This window comes from Pseudomonas sp. GW822-FHT06B12 (assembly GCF_058799675.1).
The window spans coordinates 120,445-137,154 of the sequence record NZ_JBXALR010000010.1 but is presented as its reverse complement, the minus strand read 5'-3'; the positions used below and the strand labels follow the sequence as shown (position 1 = coordinate 137,154).

Sequence of the window (16,710 nt, the reverse complement as noted above, 5' to 3'; positions counted from 1 at the left end):
TCACTCAATCATCGCGTAATCCGCCCGCCCCACCGGGTCAGGTGTAGAGCCTCTGACACTCATGCCTCTGCCCGGTGCAAAGCCCGGGAAGAACACCAGACCTTCGGCTTCAAACCGATAGGCGAGGGCCAGGCGGGTAACGTCGAGCACTTCACCGCCCGCCTCGAACCGTCGGATAGCTTCAACGGTAACCCCGGACTCCCTGGAAAACTCCTCCAGCGACCAGCCCAGCATCGCACGGGCTTGTGCGCTGTGTGCGGGGGTGAATTGGAAAAGGGCGATACGTTCCAGGGTGATTTTCATCGCAAGAGAGGCCATGGTTTTCTCCGGGTTCGAAATGGGTTATTCAATAAGTACTGTGTTTTTGTACAGTTGTTTTCAGCCCGGATCAAACTCAATTTTTTGATTGGTTCTACTTCGCCTCCAACCCCGGCACCTCCCGAATAATGAAGTGATCCAGATTCTCGATATCGCCACTGAACACCCCGAACGTCTGCTCGGGGTTTTTCTTGCTCGGCACTTGTTTCAACTCCGGCGTCACGCCATAGAAAAAGCAATAAAGCTCCTGCTCGCTGCCGATGGCGCCTTTGATTTCCTCCAGGAAGGCTGCGCGTTTGCGGTAGTTCTCGATCAGGTTTTTGCTCAGGTAAACGTTCACCGAGTAGGGCTTTTTGTCGAGCCAGACCTTCTTCTCGAAATCGATGCGGAAGCTGGTGTTGTAGTCCTTGATCGCTTTGATCTTGCCCCAGTAAATCAGCCCCTTGTTGTCCTGCAGGTATTCGATCTTCTTGAAGAACGCGCCGTAAGACGCCGTGTGTTCGCCAATCTTCAGCGGCATGCGTTTGAGCAAGTCCTTGTCATCGAAATTCGACACGAAGCACTCCACCGGGTGAGCGAAGACGCTGGTTTTGTCCGGTACCGATTCGCGGGGCGGGTGCTCGGTGGTGCTGGTCGTGGCAGAAGGTTTCGGCTGATCCCGAGGCGCATCGACATCCGGCACTGGGGTGGACGGCTTGCGCACATACTGACGTCGGGTCAGCAGCAGCTCTGACGGAAAATGCTCCTCTGGTCCGTCGTCCGTTTCTGCACCTTCTGACGTAGGCGTTCTGAGGCTGACATAAGGACAGCCCTCGATATGCCGGGTGCCGGGCAGATTCTTGAAGTGTGGTGTCCGGATGTAATTGACGTTTTTCGCGTTGAACGTTCCCAGCCCGTTCGCCGCATCGAACGCCGCCCGACAGGCATCGTTAGGGCACTGGAAGCGCTCCTTGGCCGAGTCGAAGTCCATGGTTTCGTCGAAGTTCAGATCGCGCACGTCATAGATCGACAGTTTGTCGTCGAGGCTGATGCAGTAGGCGGTGTCGAATTTCATGGGCGCTCGGGTCCTTGAGAGGTGGGTGGCGTATTAATAGCGGGTGGCGCGTGATGGCGCACCTGTTGATTCACGTTCGTCGCATCAACGTCCTCCGCAATTGGACAAGACCCCGTAGCCTGACTAGCGTTGTGAGATGGGTCGCATTGCTCCTTACCTCATCCTGAGGTCTTGTTTCGAGCCGACTGTCTGCTGCATCTACAAGGAGGTTTGGATGTTTGGGTCGGTCGTTCTGGATGCGATTCTCGGGATGTTGGCGCTGTTCACGCTGCTGGGTATTTTCGTCACCACCCTCACTGAAATCATTCAATCGTTCTTCCAGAAGGTCCGGGCGAAGTACCTCTATGACGCTCTGAAGCTGTTGTTTACCGGCAAATTGAAGGGGCTGAACGACAGCGACCTGGCGTTCTTCCAGCAGGTACTCGATCACCCGGTGATCCAGTCCATGGCGCCACCGGGCCAACGCCCCAGTTACCTGGACCCGGCGATGCTGGCGCAGGTGGTGATCACTCTGCTACTGCACAAAGACGACACCACGACCCTCGATATTCCCCTCGACGACCTCAATGCAGCCCTGACCAAAGGCATTGCGCAGGTTCCCTCCGAGCACTTGCGCCGCGCACTGTCGACGTTGCTCGCGGCGGCCCAGGCCAAGGTCACCACGGCCCAGGAACTGCTGTGTTCGTTCAAGACCCGGCTGGAGCACTGGATCAATGCGGTCATGGACCGCGCCGAAGGCTGGATGCGGCGTAATGCCAAAGTCGTGTCGCTGAGCTGTTCGCTGGTGATTTGCCTGGTGCTCAACGTCAACGCGTTCGACCTCATGCAGGGCCTGGTGCGCAATGACACGTTGCGCGCGGCGGGCATGCAGATGGCCAACAATCTGGTGACGAACAACTCGTCTGCGGCGCTCGATCAGCTCTGTGCAAATCGGGACGACAAGGCCCAGTGCCAGTTTGAGTCGGCATTGGGCAGTTTGCAGGCGCTGCCTCAGGGCGCTATCGGCTGGAATAACCAGCCGGCGTTTTTGCATCACGATCAGAAAAACAAAACCGCCTGGTTCGCCTACTGGTTGCTTGGGGTCATGACGGCGGCGTTGGCTGCCTCGTTGGGCGGTGACTTCTGGTTCAAGATGTTGAGCCAGATGATTCGCCTGACGGGCAGCAAAACTGTCCCACAGCCCAAGCCCTGAGCGCGATCGGGCACATCAACTCAGGGAGAGCAGCATGTCGAACAACTGGCCCGACGAGATTAAGCACGTCGTTGTGCTGATGATGGAAAACCGCTCGTTCGATCATCTGCTGGGGGATTACACCAGCATCAACCCTGCGTGCGACGGCATCGACCGTAAAGCGCCCAGCACCAACCCGCTGAAGGACGCCAGTGGCAACTCAGCGATGATCACTCAAACGGCGGAAACTCCAGAGTACTTCGCCCTGTGGGCGCCGCCCGCGCCTTCGCCACCGGCGTTACCGGCCAAGGACAGCGAAGGTTTCGATCTCGGTCACGAGTTCGTCGATGTGGTGAAGCAGCTGGACGTAACGCTCAAGACCAGCCTGACCGCCCCCAAGCTCGACGGCTTTGCGCAAGACGCCTACGACAAGGCCCGCAACGATCTGAAGGTGTACAAAACTTACTCGCAATCCATGGCTCAGCGGGCGATGAACTACATCCCGTTTGGCGCCACGCCCGCCGCCGATCCGCTGCCGGCGATCCAGGGGCTGGCGCGCAACTTCACCGTGTGCGACCGCTGGTTTGCCTCAGTGCCGGGCCCGACCTGGCCGAACCGTTTTTTCGCCATGCTCGGCAGTTGTAACGGCCACTTGCTGATGCCGTCCACGGGCACCGTGCTGGCCGGTATCAAAAGCCTGATAGCGCAGTTCGGCGGCGACAGTATTTTTTCGCTGCTGCGCGACAAGGGCCACGATGTGCGCATTTATTCCGACGGCGCCATTCCGCTGGCGGCGCTGGTCAAAGGTGGTTTGCAGCACATGAGCATCGACGACTTCAAGTCGGATGTCGCTGGTAACAAACTCCCCGAGCTGTCGTGGATAGAGCCGAGTTATGGCCTGCTCAACGGCAAGCTCGGGCCCAACGTGTCGCACCATCCACCGGAAGACCTGCGTTTTGGTGATCAGTTTGTCGGCGAGGTGTTCAATGCCTTGTCGGCCAACACCGACCTCTGGAGCAAAACCCTGTTCGTGCTGCTGTACGACGAGCACGGCGGTTTCCATGACCATGTGGTGCCACCGACCTGCGTGCCGACGGGTTCAACGGTTGATGTCGACTGGCCCAATCCCTTCACCCGACTGGGTATTCGTGTGCCGGCGATCCTCGCCTCGCCATGGCTCAATCCGGGTCTGATTCCGTGGACCGACAGCCTCCAGGCGCAACATTACGATCACACCAGTTTGCTGGCCTTTCTCTGCGATCATTTCCAACTGCCGCGCAGCGCCCTCGGCCCACGGGTGGTGGCGGCCCAGCACTTCGGCAACGCGCCGATCTGGCGCACTGCTGCAAACGTTGCTCCGGCGCCGAAACTGGCAGCCACCGCCGTGCCAAGCCGCGTCGGGCTGCCCTTGATCGAGTCCCAACTGGCGACCCAAAGCCGGCAGGTGGTGGACAGTGCCACCGGTTACCTCGACGGCCTTGATCCAGAGCAGATCTGGAAAAACAGCGCGCAGGGCGTCAGCAGTTTCCTCGACAGCCGCACCCGTGCACTGGTTGATCCCGGTCAGGCCGCCCTCACGTCCGCTGCGCCCAGTGCGGACAGCCTGGAAGCGAAACTGCGGCGTCTGCAGGATTTGATGGCCACCGCCCACGGTCAAACCGTTTCTCCCGTTGCGGCGCCAGCCACCAAAGCCTTGCTGGCTGGGGCAGCGCCGGGTGTTGTGCCCGCGCAACTGCGGGTCTTGTGCCTGCCCGGTGTGGGATTTACCCAGGCCGCCAACGGGCAGGGCAGCACCGACTCGAACTGGCAGGAGCAATGGCGCACGCTGATCCGCAGCCAACTGGCGCAGAACGGTCGCGTCATCGACGACCAGGACATCGACTTTCTATCTTTCGATGACCAACTCAAGGATGGGCCGGACTTCGCCCAGATCACCCGCGGCCTGGCCATGCTGCGGGACGACGCCAGGGGCAAGGCCGACGAGGATTTCGGCAGTTGGGGCCTGCCGGTCAATCAGATGCTGCGCACCAGCGTGGGCGCCATCGTGCAATGGATCGAAGACGCCGAATTGCGCACCGCACTGACCCGGTATCTACTGGACAAAATCGACGCGTTCGCCCCACAGATCATCTTCGCCCAAGGGCTGGGCAGCCTGATTGGCTACGACGCCTTGCGCCGTTCGGTGGCGAAGAAAGGCCCGGCGCTGAAACTCATCGATGGCCGGGTGTTCGTCAGCTTCGGCTCGCCGATCGCGCTGCCGTTGGTGATGCGCGAAGTGTGGGGCGGGCGGGTCATGCGCCTGAGCGAAAACGGCCGAGGCATTCGCCGTTGGTTCCACCTCTACAACCCCAACGACGGCTTGCTGACCCGGCCGATCACCTCGCCAGACTCGGCGCGCGTCGACCTGCAAACCGAGTTCAGCGTGCCGCTGCGTGATGACCTGCTCGACCTCAATCACGCAGCCCAGGCCTACTTGTCGTCCGCCACCAGCCAGACCGGCCTCTGGCCACAACTGGCCCGCGACGTGGTGGCGGCAGGCGTTCTGGAAGTGCCGGCGTTCCTGTCCCGCAGCGGCCAACGCAAACGCCGCGCCCTGGTGGTCGGCATCAACGATTACCCCGAACCGGGCGCACGCCTCGACGGCTGTATCAACGACACCTACCTGATCAGCCGCATGCTCCAGGAAAGCGGCTATGACGCCGGCGACATTCGTTTGCTGCACGACGCCCGAGCGACGCGGGCGAACTTCGTCGAGCGCCTCGAATGGCTGGTGGAAGGCGCCCGTGCCGGCGACGAGCGCGTGCTGTTCTACTCCGGCCACGGCACCCAACTGCCGGCTTACAGCAGCAGCGGCGAAGCCGACCGCATGGACGAAACCCTGGTGCTCTACGACTTCGACTGGGACGACGAAAACACCCACTTCACCGACAAACTGTTCCGCCAGTTCTACAGCCACCTGCCGTTCGACCCGAACGGCCACGGCGCCAAACTCACCGTCATGTTCGACTGCTGCTACGCCGGCGGCATGACCCGCGGCACCGGCCGCGTACGCGGCATCACCCCACCCAGCGACATTCGCCACCGCATGCTGCGCTGGGACCCCTACGCCGGCGACTGGGACCGCCGGGTGTACGCCGCCGACAGCGACGGCCGCGACTTCAGCGAACACGACCACACATCCCGCGGACTCACCCGCACCCGCAGCACCCAAGGCGCCGCCACCGGCCTGCGCCCCGAGAAAAAAGCCCAACTACAGCGCCAAGGCAAACTCTACGGCCACCACGGCCCCTACATGCCCCTGATGCTCTACGCCGCCCGAGAAAACGAAAAAGCCAACGAATACGAAGTAGGCTCCACCAGCTACGGCGCCTTCACCTACGCCGTGGTCGAACAACTGCGCAAGTTGCAGCAGGAGAATGCGACGTTGGGCTTTGATCAGCTGATTGCACAGGTGGGCAAAGTGCTGAGCGCAAGGTCGCTGGGGCAGACACCGGAGATCGTCGGGCCGAGCGGGGTGAGGGAAGCACCGTGCCCATGGCGGATTAGTGGGTTGGGGAAATGACCTCGTAACCCTTGTGACAGTCAAAGAAAAGGGCCGCAGGATAATCCTGCGGCCCTAATAACACCGAATCCAAAACCCACCGCCAATCCCCTGTGGGAGCGAGCCTGCTCGCGATTCGCAAGATCAACGCAGCAATTAAGCCGGCCACCAACCTTGTGGTGAGGGGGCTTGCCCCCGTTGGGCCGCGAAGCGGCCCCAAATTCTGTAACTCGGGAGCATCAGACAAACTGAATTGTGCGGATTGATGACTGCTGCGCAGCCGAACGGGGCGGTGCGGCGTTCCGACAAGCCCCCTCGCCACGGTTTTTTGTTCTGCTCGATTAATCGGGTTTCAACCGTTTCACCTTTGTATAAAGCGAAGCGGTGAAGTCCTCCCGATCACTTGAATGGTGACAACGTCGATGACAGTTCGGGCATAGTGCTACAGCATTGTTAGCTTCATCAGAGCCATGATTAGCCAAGTGCTTGACGTGGTGGACCTCGAGATACGGCAACCCATCAGGTCTCAGGAAAGGGGCTGCTTGATCGCATCCTTCACAGACACCTCTAGATTGCTTCAGCACCCAATTTTTGATCCTCAACGTTCGCGCAAGCTTTGTGCTAGCAGAGCTGGTCCTACTAGGATTCAAGATTCCTTCGGGCACATCGTTGAGTTTGGATGGTTTGAGCTCTACCGGCCAAAAAGTGGTAGCGGGGCTAGTTTGCTTGGTGCTTTTACGAAAAGCCTCAGCATTCCTATCGATAAGGATTTCTCGAATTCGGCCACCCATCTTAGTGCCAATATTTTTTGCGGAGACGTAGCCAACTATTCGCGGCAAATCCATTTGCTCCATTACGGCGGAAATGTTCTGCATACGATACTCAACCGAGGAAGCACTACGTTTGTTTAATGGCCCCTCACGTAGGAGGCGATTTTCCTCAGCCTTCTTAAACGTCTGGCCGCTTTGCTCAAGGCCCAACATCCTCAGATAAGCCTCGACCGAAGCCTCAAGCTCCTGATCACTCCAGCCACTTTTTTCCTTTGGGGTATCCATACAATCGCCGAGGGTTGAAAACCCTCGGACGATACTGAGTGGGCATTACGACGTCTACGAAATTTCCTACGACATGATCAGAAGTAACTCTCAAATTGTCTGAGGAAATCCCATAACCCCATGTCGATGGTCCACTAAAAAACCTTGAATAACCGCGACGCCTTTCGCCACCAAGACGTCTGCGGTTGCAGCTGACCTCCCAGCAACACACAAGGCATATCCCGCAACCGAATCCACGGTTCATCCTGCCAATGCAACAGGCTCAACTGCATCTGTGGCCAATCCATCATACTCAAGGTCGGCCGCTCCACCGCCCGCAACGGCCGCGCATCCCGCAAGGCAGGCACTACCTGATGGGTCAGCCATTCGCGTAGCGAGCGGTACTCCGGGCAATAGTGATAGACCAGCAACGCATACACACCGGATTCACTGAGCATCAACCGCTCTTCTGCGGTGCCATGGGCTTGCACAAGCAGCATCCGCCGCTGATCCGTATCGAGCTTGCGGGACATGCGTTCGTCTAGGTATTTGCCCATCAACCGTCCGATATCGCGTGCGTAAAACCAGGCTTGGTTTTCCAAGAGCAGGGCGTGGAGGTGAATGTTGTGGCGGGTGAAGAGGGTGGAGGTGATGGGCTCCGTTACGTCGTCTGTTAACGAGGAAAAAACATGGGGTAAGACTCGAGTCGTCATATTCCGTGACCTCTACGTATGAATTGGGCAGGGCTAGAACCCAACGTAGAGCGGGCTTAAGAAATCCCAACGAGCTAAGCCTTCCACCGATATCAAATGACGAGCACTCAGGGGCTGTCATTTTCAAATCTGTGCGATGGGCTTGCTTCTACGTTGGGTGTTTCTTAGGCACCTGTCATGGAGCTTAGACGTGATATCGCTGAGCATATATGCGGCATGCTCCCTACTTCGTGTAGGAATTAAGTGTTTTCTATCGGCCACAAAAAAGCCCTGAACACGTTCAGGGCTTTTTAGTTTTTTCAATCCGCCGATTCAGATCATGACCGGCAAATCGCGGCAAGCGCCAGAAATCAATCCCAGCTCAAAGCCCCTCCAGTCTGATACTCAATAACCCGAGTCTCAAAGAAATTCTTCTCTTTCTTCAAGTCCATGATCTCGCTCATCCAAGGGAACGGGTTAGTCGTCCCCGGATACTCTTCTTTCAAACCAATCTGGCTCAAACGACGGTTAGCGATGAACTTCAGATAATCCTCCATCATCGCCGCGTTCATGCCCAAAACCCCACGAGGCATGGTGTCACGAGCGTATTCAATCTCCAGCTGAGTCCCTTGCAGAATCATCTGCGAAGCCTCTTCCTTCATTTCAGCATCCCACAAATGCGGGTTTTCGATTTTGATCTGGTTGATCACGTCGATGCCGAAGTTCAGGTGCATGGATTCGTCGCGCAGGATGTACTGGAACTGCTCGGCGACACCGGTCATTTTGTTGCGACGGCCCATGGAGAGGATCTGGGTGACGCCGCAGTAGAAGAAGATGCCTTCCAGCACGCAGTAGTAGGCGATCAGGTTGCGCAGCAACTCTTTGTCGGTTTCGACGGTGCCGGTTTCGAACTTCGGATCGGAGATCGAACGGGTGTACTTCAGGCCCCAGGTGGCTTTTTTAGCGACCGATGGGATCTCGTGGTACATGTTGAAGATCTCGCCTTCATCCATGGCCAACGATTCGATGCAGTAATGCTATAAAAAAGCCCTGAGCGTATTACATGCTCAGGGCCTCTTTTAGTTCTTTATAGATTACTTGGAAAGGTACTGTTGATACTCATGAAAAAGAATTCGCTGTCCAGGTAAGCCGCCCCTTACGAGTGTTGGTTCAATGGATTCTCCGCGCTGAAGGTAAACGTGAGCTGGCTGACGACTGCCATGGCCTTGGGCTGGAGAGAAGCCACGATCGGCTGATTCAACTCATCATTCCAGGTGTGGTTGACCAACTGCTCTTGCACCGCCCGTTCAAACTCGGCGCCGGTGTTGATCGGATAGCCGAATGTCACTTGCAAGGTGGCGCCCGGCGCGATCTTGATGTTGTCGGGGTTCCAGAACTGGACGGCCAGGTTGGCGCTGTAGCCCGGTGGTAGCGTGAACTTTGCACCGGTCACGATACCATCGTCTGGGATCGTCAATGGGCCGAGTATGATCGGATCCTGGTTGGGCGCTACAGTGTCGCACAACAGGCTGATCTTGGTTCCGGTCAGCCCGCTGGCCGAGATGGAAATGCTTATAAGCGCCGACTTGAAGTTGGTCGGAACATGCAACTGCTGGCGGCGCACCCACTGATTGCCTTCCACCATGGATTGATTGCGAAATCCGAAGGTTGGGGTCTGGCCAATCAGCTTCGCCAGGTCCAACCAATCACTGACCCTGGGCACAGGGTTCGGCTGGCTGCCACTGTTGACCTGGGCGATCAGGTTGAAATAGCTGTCGAGATGGATCGGTGGCGGCGTCCATAGAAACGCTTCCTGGCCGACCCCTATATGCCCGGGGGACGCTGTTACCTCCGATGCCTCGCAGCCCGAGGTGGTACTGAGCAGGTTGCCCTTCCAGCTGGCCGGCAGCATGAAGACTTGCGCCGGGGCGTAGTACAGAGAAAGCGAGTCCGTTGGCGTTGATTTGCCACCATTCATGCCGCGCACGTAATAGTAGTTTTGCCGCGCCCCGGTGGGCTCGACATTGTAGGTTTTTTGCCAACTGTCTACGGAGCTGAACTCGTTCTGAAAATCCTTGACCGGTACATCGCTCTGAATGATGTCGGGGCAGAGCCCCAACGGTGGTGAAAAGGGCACTGCTCCTTTGGAACCCAGGTTGTTACGCAGATAAATGTCTTCGACGCTCTGGGCATTACGGCTGAATAAGTTGACGACGGCTTCGCTCATGACGTGAACTCCTTGTTCGGTTATTTGATACGCAGACCATCGGCACCCAACAACACAAGGGGGCGCGGGCGGACGCTGGCATTAGTAGCGCCGCGATAAGCACTGTGCAAAGCGTGGGACAGCGCAAAGTCCACCAGTCCCCTTTGCAAAGCCTCTTCAGTTTCTTTAACGGTGCCATCCGAGTAGTAAGCAGGGGCGATATCCAACGAAGCCCCCGGGAGGGCTACGGGACCGTTGTTGCGATGCAGGTTGAGGGTGAGGGTTGCGTTATAGCCCGGTTCGAGCCAGCAACGCACGCCGACGAAGTGATTGAGCCCAGGCATGGCGGTGTTGACGATCGAAATGGGGTTGCCTTTGGAGTCAGTTTGGCTGCAAGAGAGGCTGAACGTCCAGCCGTTGTTGTCTGTGTTAGGCGCGAACCCGGTGTTTGTGACCTGCAAGGAATACTCCCGGCTTCCCGGCGTGACATCGTCTGGAATGATCAGTTGAGTATTGATCTGTATCGTCGGCGACTGGGCGGAAATCATGGCCACGTTTCGCCAGCCAAATTGCAGGTTGTTCGTCACCAGAGCGGACATGTCCAGTTGCGTCAGCACATCGGGGAATGCGTTGCCATCATTGTTGAGCCAGGTAATCAAGCAGTAATGGCTACTCCCATTTGTTGGGGGTTGCGGGTTGGCCCAGACAAAGGTGTTAGCAGCCACGCCAATGTTGCCGGGTGCCAGGTTGACAATGGACGACGTGTAGGTCGGCGGTGTGCCGTCCTGGAACTCGATATCGGTGGGGATGGCGAAGTTGGCCCAGTTTCCTGGCCACTGGATGGCGGCGTTAGGCACGCCGTAGAGCTGGACTTGGGTCGTGCGTGGAATAGCCGTGCCGTTCTTGCCACGGACATAGAGGTAGTTGGGGCTACCCTGAGTGATGGAATCGATGGACTGGGTCGCGTAACTGGCGGCAGTGGCCAGTGCGCTCTGGAAATTGGCCACCGGGGTACTTCCGGCGATCCAGATATCAGGACAGCTGCACAGCGGCGAGCCCGCAGGCACCGTCCCCTGGTTGCCCTGATTGGGGCGCATGTAGATACCCTTGTTATAGTTAGTGGTTGCGGCGACGTTGAGCAGTTCGGCGTGCGGTAGAACTGCCGGGCCGCGCAGCAAGCGCGCGTGATATCCATGACCAACGGTGGCTGACTCTTTAGAGACTATTAACATGTCAAACTCCTTTTGACTCAGGCTGGGAGGATGGTGGTACGCGTCGGCGCAGCATCCTTGGTGGGGTGGGTGGTTGCATCACTGACTGCCACCACGTTGAGCACTGTGGTGGCGGTGTAACAAATGGCATCCAGGGCGGCTTGCCCTGCGAGCGAGTAGCCCCCGGTGGTGGCGACCACTTGGGTTAGGCGCAATGGCTTGCAGATTTCCGGGATGCACGGCACGACGTTCAACGCCACAGTCGTGCCGCTCTGGCCAATGCTCGCCGGGATGGCCGCTCCGAGATGGCCCAGGCCATAGATGAAGGTGGCGACCACGCCCAGGTCGTCCTTGTTCTCGGGCATGCGTTTCCATTGCGCGAGAAACACCATGTCCAGCACCAGGCCGACCCAGGTGTAGATCCACAGCGTGCGACCGGCACCATCAGCGGTCGCGCACCCTGGCGTACCGGCGGATAGGAACCACGGGCAGCTGCAAATCTGCGCGGACAACTCGAGCATATAAGCGACGTAGCCGACGATGTCAGGCGGTGCCTGCTCCGGCGGTAGCCCATCGCCCAGGGCCGTAAGGGAACCATAGAAGAAGTAGGAAACGGACCCCAGCACACCCGTCACCAACGCCAGTTCCCTAGGCAGGAAACCCGTCCAGACATCGTCGTTGATCCGATTGCGTACCCGGCCCTTGGCCGATCCCAGTCCGGTAGCGACCAGCAGTCGCTGAGCATTGAGAGCCGTCTTGAACTGCGCGACGCTGTCACTATCGGGGAACGGTGCGACGCTTTTCAGGGTTTTGTAGAGAATCGTGCCCGGTACGGCCAGCACTAGCGCCACCAGGTCCAGGGTGGTCAACGCCGACCCATTGGTAACCAGTCGATAGAGATCGCTGACAAACGGAATCTTCCATTCGGCGTTCAGCAAGCCCTTGATGCTGGTCACCAACGACTGGACCAATTGCAGGAGGGCATCGACCACTGCCCTTACGCCGGACAGTACAGTCTGCAGTACCCCCTCAACCACGCTCATCAAAGCGGCCAGCAATTTGCGGAAAATCTGATCCGGGTTGGTGCCCAGGTCCGACAGGTAGGCCAGGGCATCGGCAAAGGCCTGGGAAGCCTTGGTGACGTCCACCAGGGCCGTCAGCTTGGAGATGAAGTCACTGATTGGCTCGCCAAGTTCGTTGGCCAACACGAAAGTTCCCTGGGCCGATGTGGCGGATGATGCGTTGTTGATCAGGCCGTTGTAGACGATGTTGTTGGCCACCGATTTGCTGGTGGCCGGGTCGTCCGGGGTGTTGGCCTGCTCATAACCCCCCAGGCTGTGGCCACCTGCAATGGTGGTTTTGGCCTGGTTGAACCATTGCTGCAACTGGCTCTGCAAGGTATTGATGCCGGTATCCACCTTGTTCTGGATACCGCCGGCTGCGCCGGCGAGAAAGTCGAAACCGGTATTGACGATGTGCGCCAGTGCCTCATGGGTGCGCAAAATGTCATTCCAGTTGAACAGGAATGCCAGCCATTCATAGAGCTCCTGGAAGAATACCTTGACCGCCGCGAACACCGATTCGGCAAGGTCAAAGGCCTTCTCTACTGTATCGATCAAGGTTTCGAACAGATACTGCACGCCATCGACGATGAAGTGGAAAGCTGCCTGGATCCCACCTACCACCGTGCTGATGACGTAATCGACGACTTCGATTATGCCTTGGGCGATTCCGCTAATGAAGTCACCGATATCTTCCAGCCAGTCAAACAAACCTGCCGATATCGCGCTGCTGCGCAAATACAGAAGCTCGCTATGGGCGGTTTCCGCAGACAGATCGGTAAACAACAGTTGACCGTTGCGCACTGACAGTTGCCAATGTTGACCCTGCACCGTTGCGGAACTCTCAGGTTGAACTGGTTGCGCAGCGTCCGACCGTAGCGAGACACCCGCCCTCGGACGGCGAGGATCAAGGTAAGGAGTGCCCCTCTGCGCCAACATGAACGCCGAATCGGTCATATTCATGCAGCGGCCGATTGCCTCGGCTACCGCGTCGGCGGTCTCCTGTTTGTGGTATTGGCCGGTCAACAAGGGGGAGCCATTCGCCAGCTTGGCATTCATCAGCGCGTTTCCATCAGCCTTGCGCAATGACTCCTGCACATCGGCATTTTGCCGTATTTCGATGGACTCGCCCGACGACATCAGACTGGGAACATTGATCCTTATCGCGGGAATTGCCAGCGCATCGGTTTGCTGGGCAATGGACAGGACGCCGGCGCTGTTGGTGAGCACCCGAACCGGACGCCGGGGCGTGACGTAGTAAACACTGCCGTTGATCGCCAGACGCGAAGCCTCGGCTGTCCACACCTGGACCGGCGTTTCCACCAGTGGTGCTCCGAGCTGATTGAACAATGCCACATCAGTGCTGTAAGACGCGAAGTCCTCGATACTGCCGCTGGCCTGAATCTCCAGTGCTGCGATTTCCCAGTTGCTGCTCTGGGTTTCATGGGTCAGATGTACGACAGTATTCTGTTGCGCCTTGAGGGCGAAGACTTCAATACCGTCACCATTCAGCGTCGCGCAAAACGACTGAGCACCCTTGAAAATCGGTGCCGGAGCCAACCAGCCGGTAGTCGCTTGGGTTGATTGGATCGTGTGGTGCAGGGTGCTGTCGGTCCCCAGCAACAGGCCATTGATCTGTGGGTGGGAGGGCAGCAAACAGACTTGCTTGAATGAAGCACCGATGCTCATCTGTGCCCAGCTATAGGGCTGCGCACCCCCTCCGACCAGGGTGTAGGCATTGCCATCGGCGAGGATCGCCAGAACCTGGGTATTGCCCGCCGAGTCAGTGGCGGCCGCCACATCGATGGTGCGGAAGCTGGCTGCGATCCGCGGGCGCAGGACCTGCCCGGAGCTGACGACATATTGCAGGATGATCGTGTCGTAGACACTGAAGGCCGCGTTTACCTCGGCATTGCCGGTCCAGACCGCATTAAGGGTCTGGATCTGCATGGTGGTGCGGTTCAGGGCCGCTGGCGCTTTATCGTCCCAAATGCCGTAGCTGAAGTTGTAGGTAGTGCCAAAATTGCCGGCCGCTTCGACCAACACGCCGATGTACAGTTTGCCGCTGATCTGTGCGGTGCAGATTTTGGCAATACGCCGAGCCTTGGACGGCAGGGGGACGTGGATCAACCTGGCCGGCGACCAGCGCGTTGTGCTCTGAGGCTGTTCGACGGTGTAGAGCAGGTTGGTTCCCTGAGCTACGAACAACGCAATGTTGCCCCCGGGGGTGAGACCGGTGGCAATCACTTCACCGGCCAGGCCGGTCTGGGTTGAGGCGCTGGCCGTTTCACTGTTGGGGTCGGGGTAGATGTTCCAGACCAAGGTGTCTGATCCACTGGTGAACAGTTCCACGTTGCCCTGCCCGTTCATGATCGCTGACGCCGAACTACCGCCATGAACGGCGCTAGCAATGCGGTAGTTCTGCATGAACTTGGATTCGGGAACGACAGTGACGGAGTTCTGAGGCGACGAGCGTGAGGGTGATCTTTCCATGATATCTCCAAGGAGTGGTTCCATCCGAAGGAGAGCGTAGTGAGAAAGGGGGGGGGTGTAATATCAATTTGAAATTAGGTGTATGCCGTTCTCTCAACGATTTTCTAGTGGCTATAAATTCAATATTTTCCGGTTATTCAAATTAACGGGTGGAAGTCGTCTACTAGCAGATAAATAAAAATGGGTTTGTCGGGGGGGGGGGCGTTCGATTTTGATTTCCTGTCTCGGCGCAAACCGTCTTTTTGATGAGCCATCTCCCACAAAAAAGCCCTGAACAGGTTCAGGGCTTTTTGGTTTTTTGCGATTTGCAGATTCAATTCAAAACTGGTAAGTCCAGCCAGAAATCAATCCCAGCTCAACGCCCCACCGGTCTGATACTCAATCACTCTCGTCTCAAAGAAATTCTTCTCTTTCTTCAAGTCCATGATCTCGCTCATCCACGGGAACGGGTTAGTCGTCCCTGGATACTCTTCCTTCAAACCGATCTGCGACAGGCGACGGTTAGCGATGAACTTCAGGTAGTCCTCCATCATCGCCGCGTTCATGCCCAGCACGCCGCGAGGCATGGTGTCACGAGCGTACTCGATCTCCAGCTGAGTGCCCTGCAGAATCATCTGGGTCGCTTCTTCCTTCATTTCAGCATCCCACAAATGCGGGTTTTCGATTTTGATCTGGTTGATCACGTCGATGCCGAAGTTCAGGTGCATGGATTCGTCGCGCAGGATGTACTGGAACTGCTCGGCGACGCCGGTCATTTTGTTGCGGCGGCCCATGGAGAGGATCTGGGTGAAGCCGCAGTAGAAGAAGATGCCTTCCAGTACGCAGTAGTAAGCGATCAGGTTGCGCAGCAGTTCTTTGTCGGTTTCGACGGTGCCGGTTTCGAACTTCGGATCGGAGATCGAACGGGTGTATTTCAGGCCCCAGGTGGCTTTTTTCGCGACCGATGGGATCTCGTGGTACATGTTGAAGATCTCGCCTTCATCCATGGCCAACGATTCGATGCAGTACTGGTAGGCGTGGGTGTGGATCGCCTCTTCGAAGGCCTGGCGCAGGATGTACTGGCGGCATTCCGGGTTGGTGATCAGGCGGTACACGGCCAGGACCAGGTTGTTGGCAACCAGGGAGTCGGCGGTGGAGAAGAAGCCGAGGTTGCGCATTACGATGCGGCGCTCGTCGTCGGTCAGGCCTTCCGGGTTTTTCCAGAGGGCGATGTCGGCGGTCATGTTGACTTCTTGCGGCATCCAGTGGTTTGCGCAGCCGTCCAGGTACTTCTGCCAGGCCCAGTCGTATTTGAACGGGACGAGTTGGTTGAGGTCGGCGCGGCAGTTGATCATGCGCTTTTCGTCGACCGCAACGCGGGCGGAAGCGCCTTCGAGTTCGGCCAGGCCTTCGGCGACGTCGAGTTTGTCGAGGGCGGCCTTGGCGCGGATGATCGCAGCCGAGTCGGTGGCGGTTACGGCGCGAGCTTCAAGGGCTGCGGCACCACCGGCGCTGTCGAGGCGGTCCATGTTGGCTTCGGTTGCGTGGCCAGCATTGGCGCCTTTGGCGACAACTTCGCCGTCTTCTTTGTCGAATTCGTCCCAGCTCAGCATGACGTGTCGTCTCCTGCGTGAGGGCCAGTCGCCCGTGTGAAAACTCTGATGGTCGGTTTTTCACACGGCTCGGTGGCCGCGTTGTCTCTAAAAGGAATCGTTTGTTGCAGCAGTACGCAGGCAAAAAACAGAAATGTGTACGGGTGTCCTGAAGTCGCTAAGGGCGGAGATGACGTCGTCAGCTCCTGCGGTGGTCTCAGCGTCCTGCATCCTCCTGTAAGGGGATGTTGCAGGCCCGATTTACGGGCGCATTATAGGTGTTTTTTCACGGTTGTGGTGCGACGAAATGGCTCAGAGAACCCTCGGCAGGCCGCGTAATCAAGGCGGAGCAAGGGTT

General features: G+C 57.9%; 10 protein-coding genes and 1 pseudogene. 2 read left to right on the top strand and 9 right to left on the bottom strand.

Annotation, left to right across the window (positions count from 1 at the left end):
* Positions 1-318 (bottom strand): helix-turn-helix domain-containing protein, encoded by a 318-nt coding sequence (locus AC1RKH_RS21465; protein ID WP_054593632.1) that lies wholly within the window; start codon positions 316-318, stop codon positions 1-3.
* Between the two features lie 94 nt (positions 319-412).
* Positions 413-1,372: a hypothetical protein gene (locus AC1RKH_RS21460; RefSeq protein WP_493063096.1), complete on the bottom strand. Its 960-nt coding sequence runs from the start codon at positions 1,370-1,372 to the stop codon at positions 413-415.
* A 214-nt stretch (positions 1,373-1,586) separates the two neighbouring features.
* Between AC1RKH_RS21460 and AC1RKH_RS21455 the strand changes: the two genes are divergently transcribed.
* Together AC1RKH_RS21455 and AC1RKH_RS21450 are read left to right on the top strand one after the other, a co-directional pair.
* Positions 1,587-2,564, top strand: coding sequence for a hypothetical protein (locus AC1RKH_RS21455; RefSeq protein WP_493063095.1), 978 nt, complete (start codon positions 1,587-1,589; stop codon positions 2,562-2,564).
* 34 nt (positions 2,565-2,598) lie between these two features.
* Entirely contained in the window at positions 2,599-6,105 is a 3,507-nt protein-coding gene (locus AC1RKH_RS21450; RefSeq protein ID WP_493063094.1) for an alkaline phosphatase family protein, read from the top strand.
* Between the two features lie 320 nt (positions 6,106-6,425).
* On the opposite strand, the gene AC1RKH_RS21445 is transcribed toward AC1RKH_RS21450, so the two are convergent.
* The 7 genes and pseudogenes from AC1RKH_RS21445 to AC1RKH_RS21415 form a co-directional block, all read right to left on the bottom strand.
* Entirely contained in the window at positions 6,426-7,139 is a 714-nt protein-coding gene (locus AC1RKH_RS21445) for an HNH endonuclease (protein ID WP_493063093.1), read from the bottom strand.
* 134 nt (positions 7,140-7,273) lie between these two features.
* Positions 7,274-7,831: a BRO family protein gene (locus AC1RKH_RS21440; protein ID WP_493063092.1), complete on the bottom strand. Its 558-nt coding sequence runs from the start codon at positions 7,829-7,831 to the stop codon at positions 7,274-7,276.
* 350 nt (positions 7,832-8,181) lie between these two features.
* Positions 8,182-8,844, bottom strand: a pseudogene (locus AC1RKH_RS21435) (ribonucleotide-diphosphate reductase subunit beta); the annotation flags it as partial.
* Between the two features lie 122 nt (positions 8,845-8,966).
* Positions 8,967-10,037 (bottom strand): hypothetical protein, encoded by a 1,071-nt coding sequence (locus AC1RKH_RS21430; RefSeq protein ID WP_493063091.1) that lies wholly within the window; start codon positions 10,035-10,037, stop codon positions 8,967-8,969.
* 20 nt (positions 10,038-10,057) lie between these two features.
* Entirely contained in the window at positions 10,058-11,248 is a 1,191-nt protein-coding gene (locus tag AC1RKH_RS21425) for a hypothetical protein (protein WP_493063090.1), read from the bottom strand.
* A 17-nt stretch (positions 11,249-11,265) separates the two neighbouring features.
* Positions 11,266-14,781 (bottom strand): phage tail family protein, encoded by a 3,516-nt coding sequence (locus AC1RKH_RS21420; protein WP_493063089.1) that lies wholly within the window; start codon positions 14,779-14,781, stop codon positions 11,266-11,268.
* Positions 14,782-15,125: 344 nt separating this feature from the next.
* Complete coding sequence (locus AC1RKH_RS21415) at positions 15,126-16,373, bottom strand: ribonucleotide-diphosphate reductase subunit beta (RefSeq protein WP_019693172.1); 1,248 nt, start codon at positions 16,371-16,373, stop codon at positions 15,126-15,128.
* Positions 16,374-16,710 lie beyond the last annotated feature (337 nt).

Bases quoted from the DNA above. Each gene is read 5' to 3' on its own strand.
- AC1RKH_RS21465 (WP_054593632.1), bottom strand. From the start codon at position 318: ATGGCCTCTCTTGCGATGAAAATCACCCTGGAACGTATCGCCCTTTTC.
- AC1RKH_RS21460 (WP_493063096.1), bottom strand. From the start codon at position 1,372: ATGAAATTCGACACCGCCTACTGCATCAGCCTCGACGACAAACTGTCG.
- AC1RKH_RS21455 (WP_493063095.1), top strand. From the start codon at position 1,587: ATGTTTGGGTCGGTCGTTCTGGATGCGATTCTCGGGATGTTGGCGCTG.
- AC1RKH_RS21450 (WP_493063094.1), top strand. From the start codon at position 2,599: ATGTCGAACAACTGGCCCGACGAGATTAAGCACGTCGTTGTGCTGATG.
- AC1RKH_RS21445 (WP_493063093.1), bottom strand. From the start codon at position 7,139: ATGGATACCCCAAAGGAAAAAAGTGGCTGGAGTGATCAGGAGCTTGAG.
- AC1RKH_RS21440 (WP_493063092.1), bottom strand. From the start codon at position 7,831: ATGACGACTCGAGTCTTACCCCATGTTTTTTCCTCGTTAACAGACGAC.
- AC1RKH_RS21430 (WP_493063091.1), bottom strand. From the start codon at position 10,037: ATGAGCGAAGCCGTCGTCAACTTATTCAGCCGTAATGCCCAGAGCGTC.
- AC1RKH_RS21425 (WP_493063090.1), bottom strand. From the start codon at position 11,248: ATGTTAATAGTCTCTAAAGAGTCAGCCACCGTTGGTCATGGATATCAC.
- AC1RKH_RS21420 (WP_493063089.1), bottom strand. From the start codon at position 14,781: ATGGAAAGATCACCCTCACGCTCGTCGCCTCAGAACTCCGTCACTGTC.
- AC1RKH_RS21415 (WP_019693172.1), bottom strand. From the start codon at position 16,373: ATGCTGAGCTGGGACGAATTCGACAAAGAAGACGGCGAAGTTGTCGCC.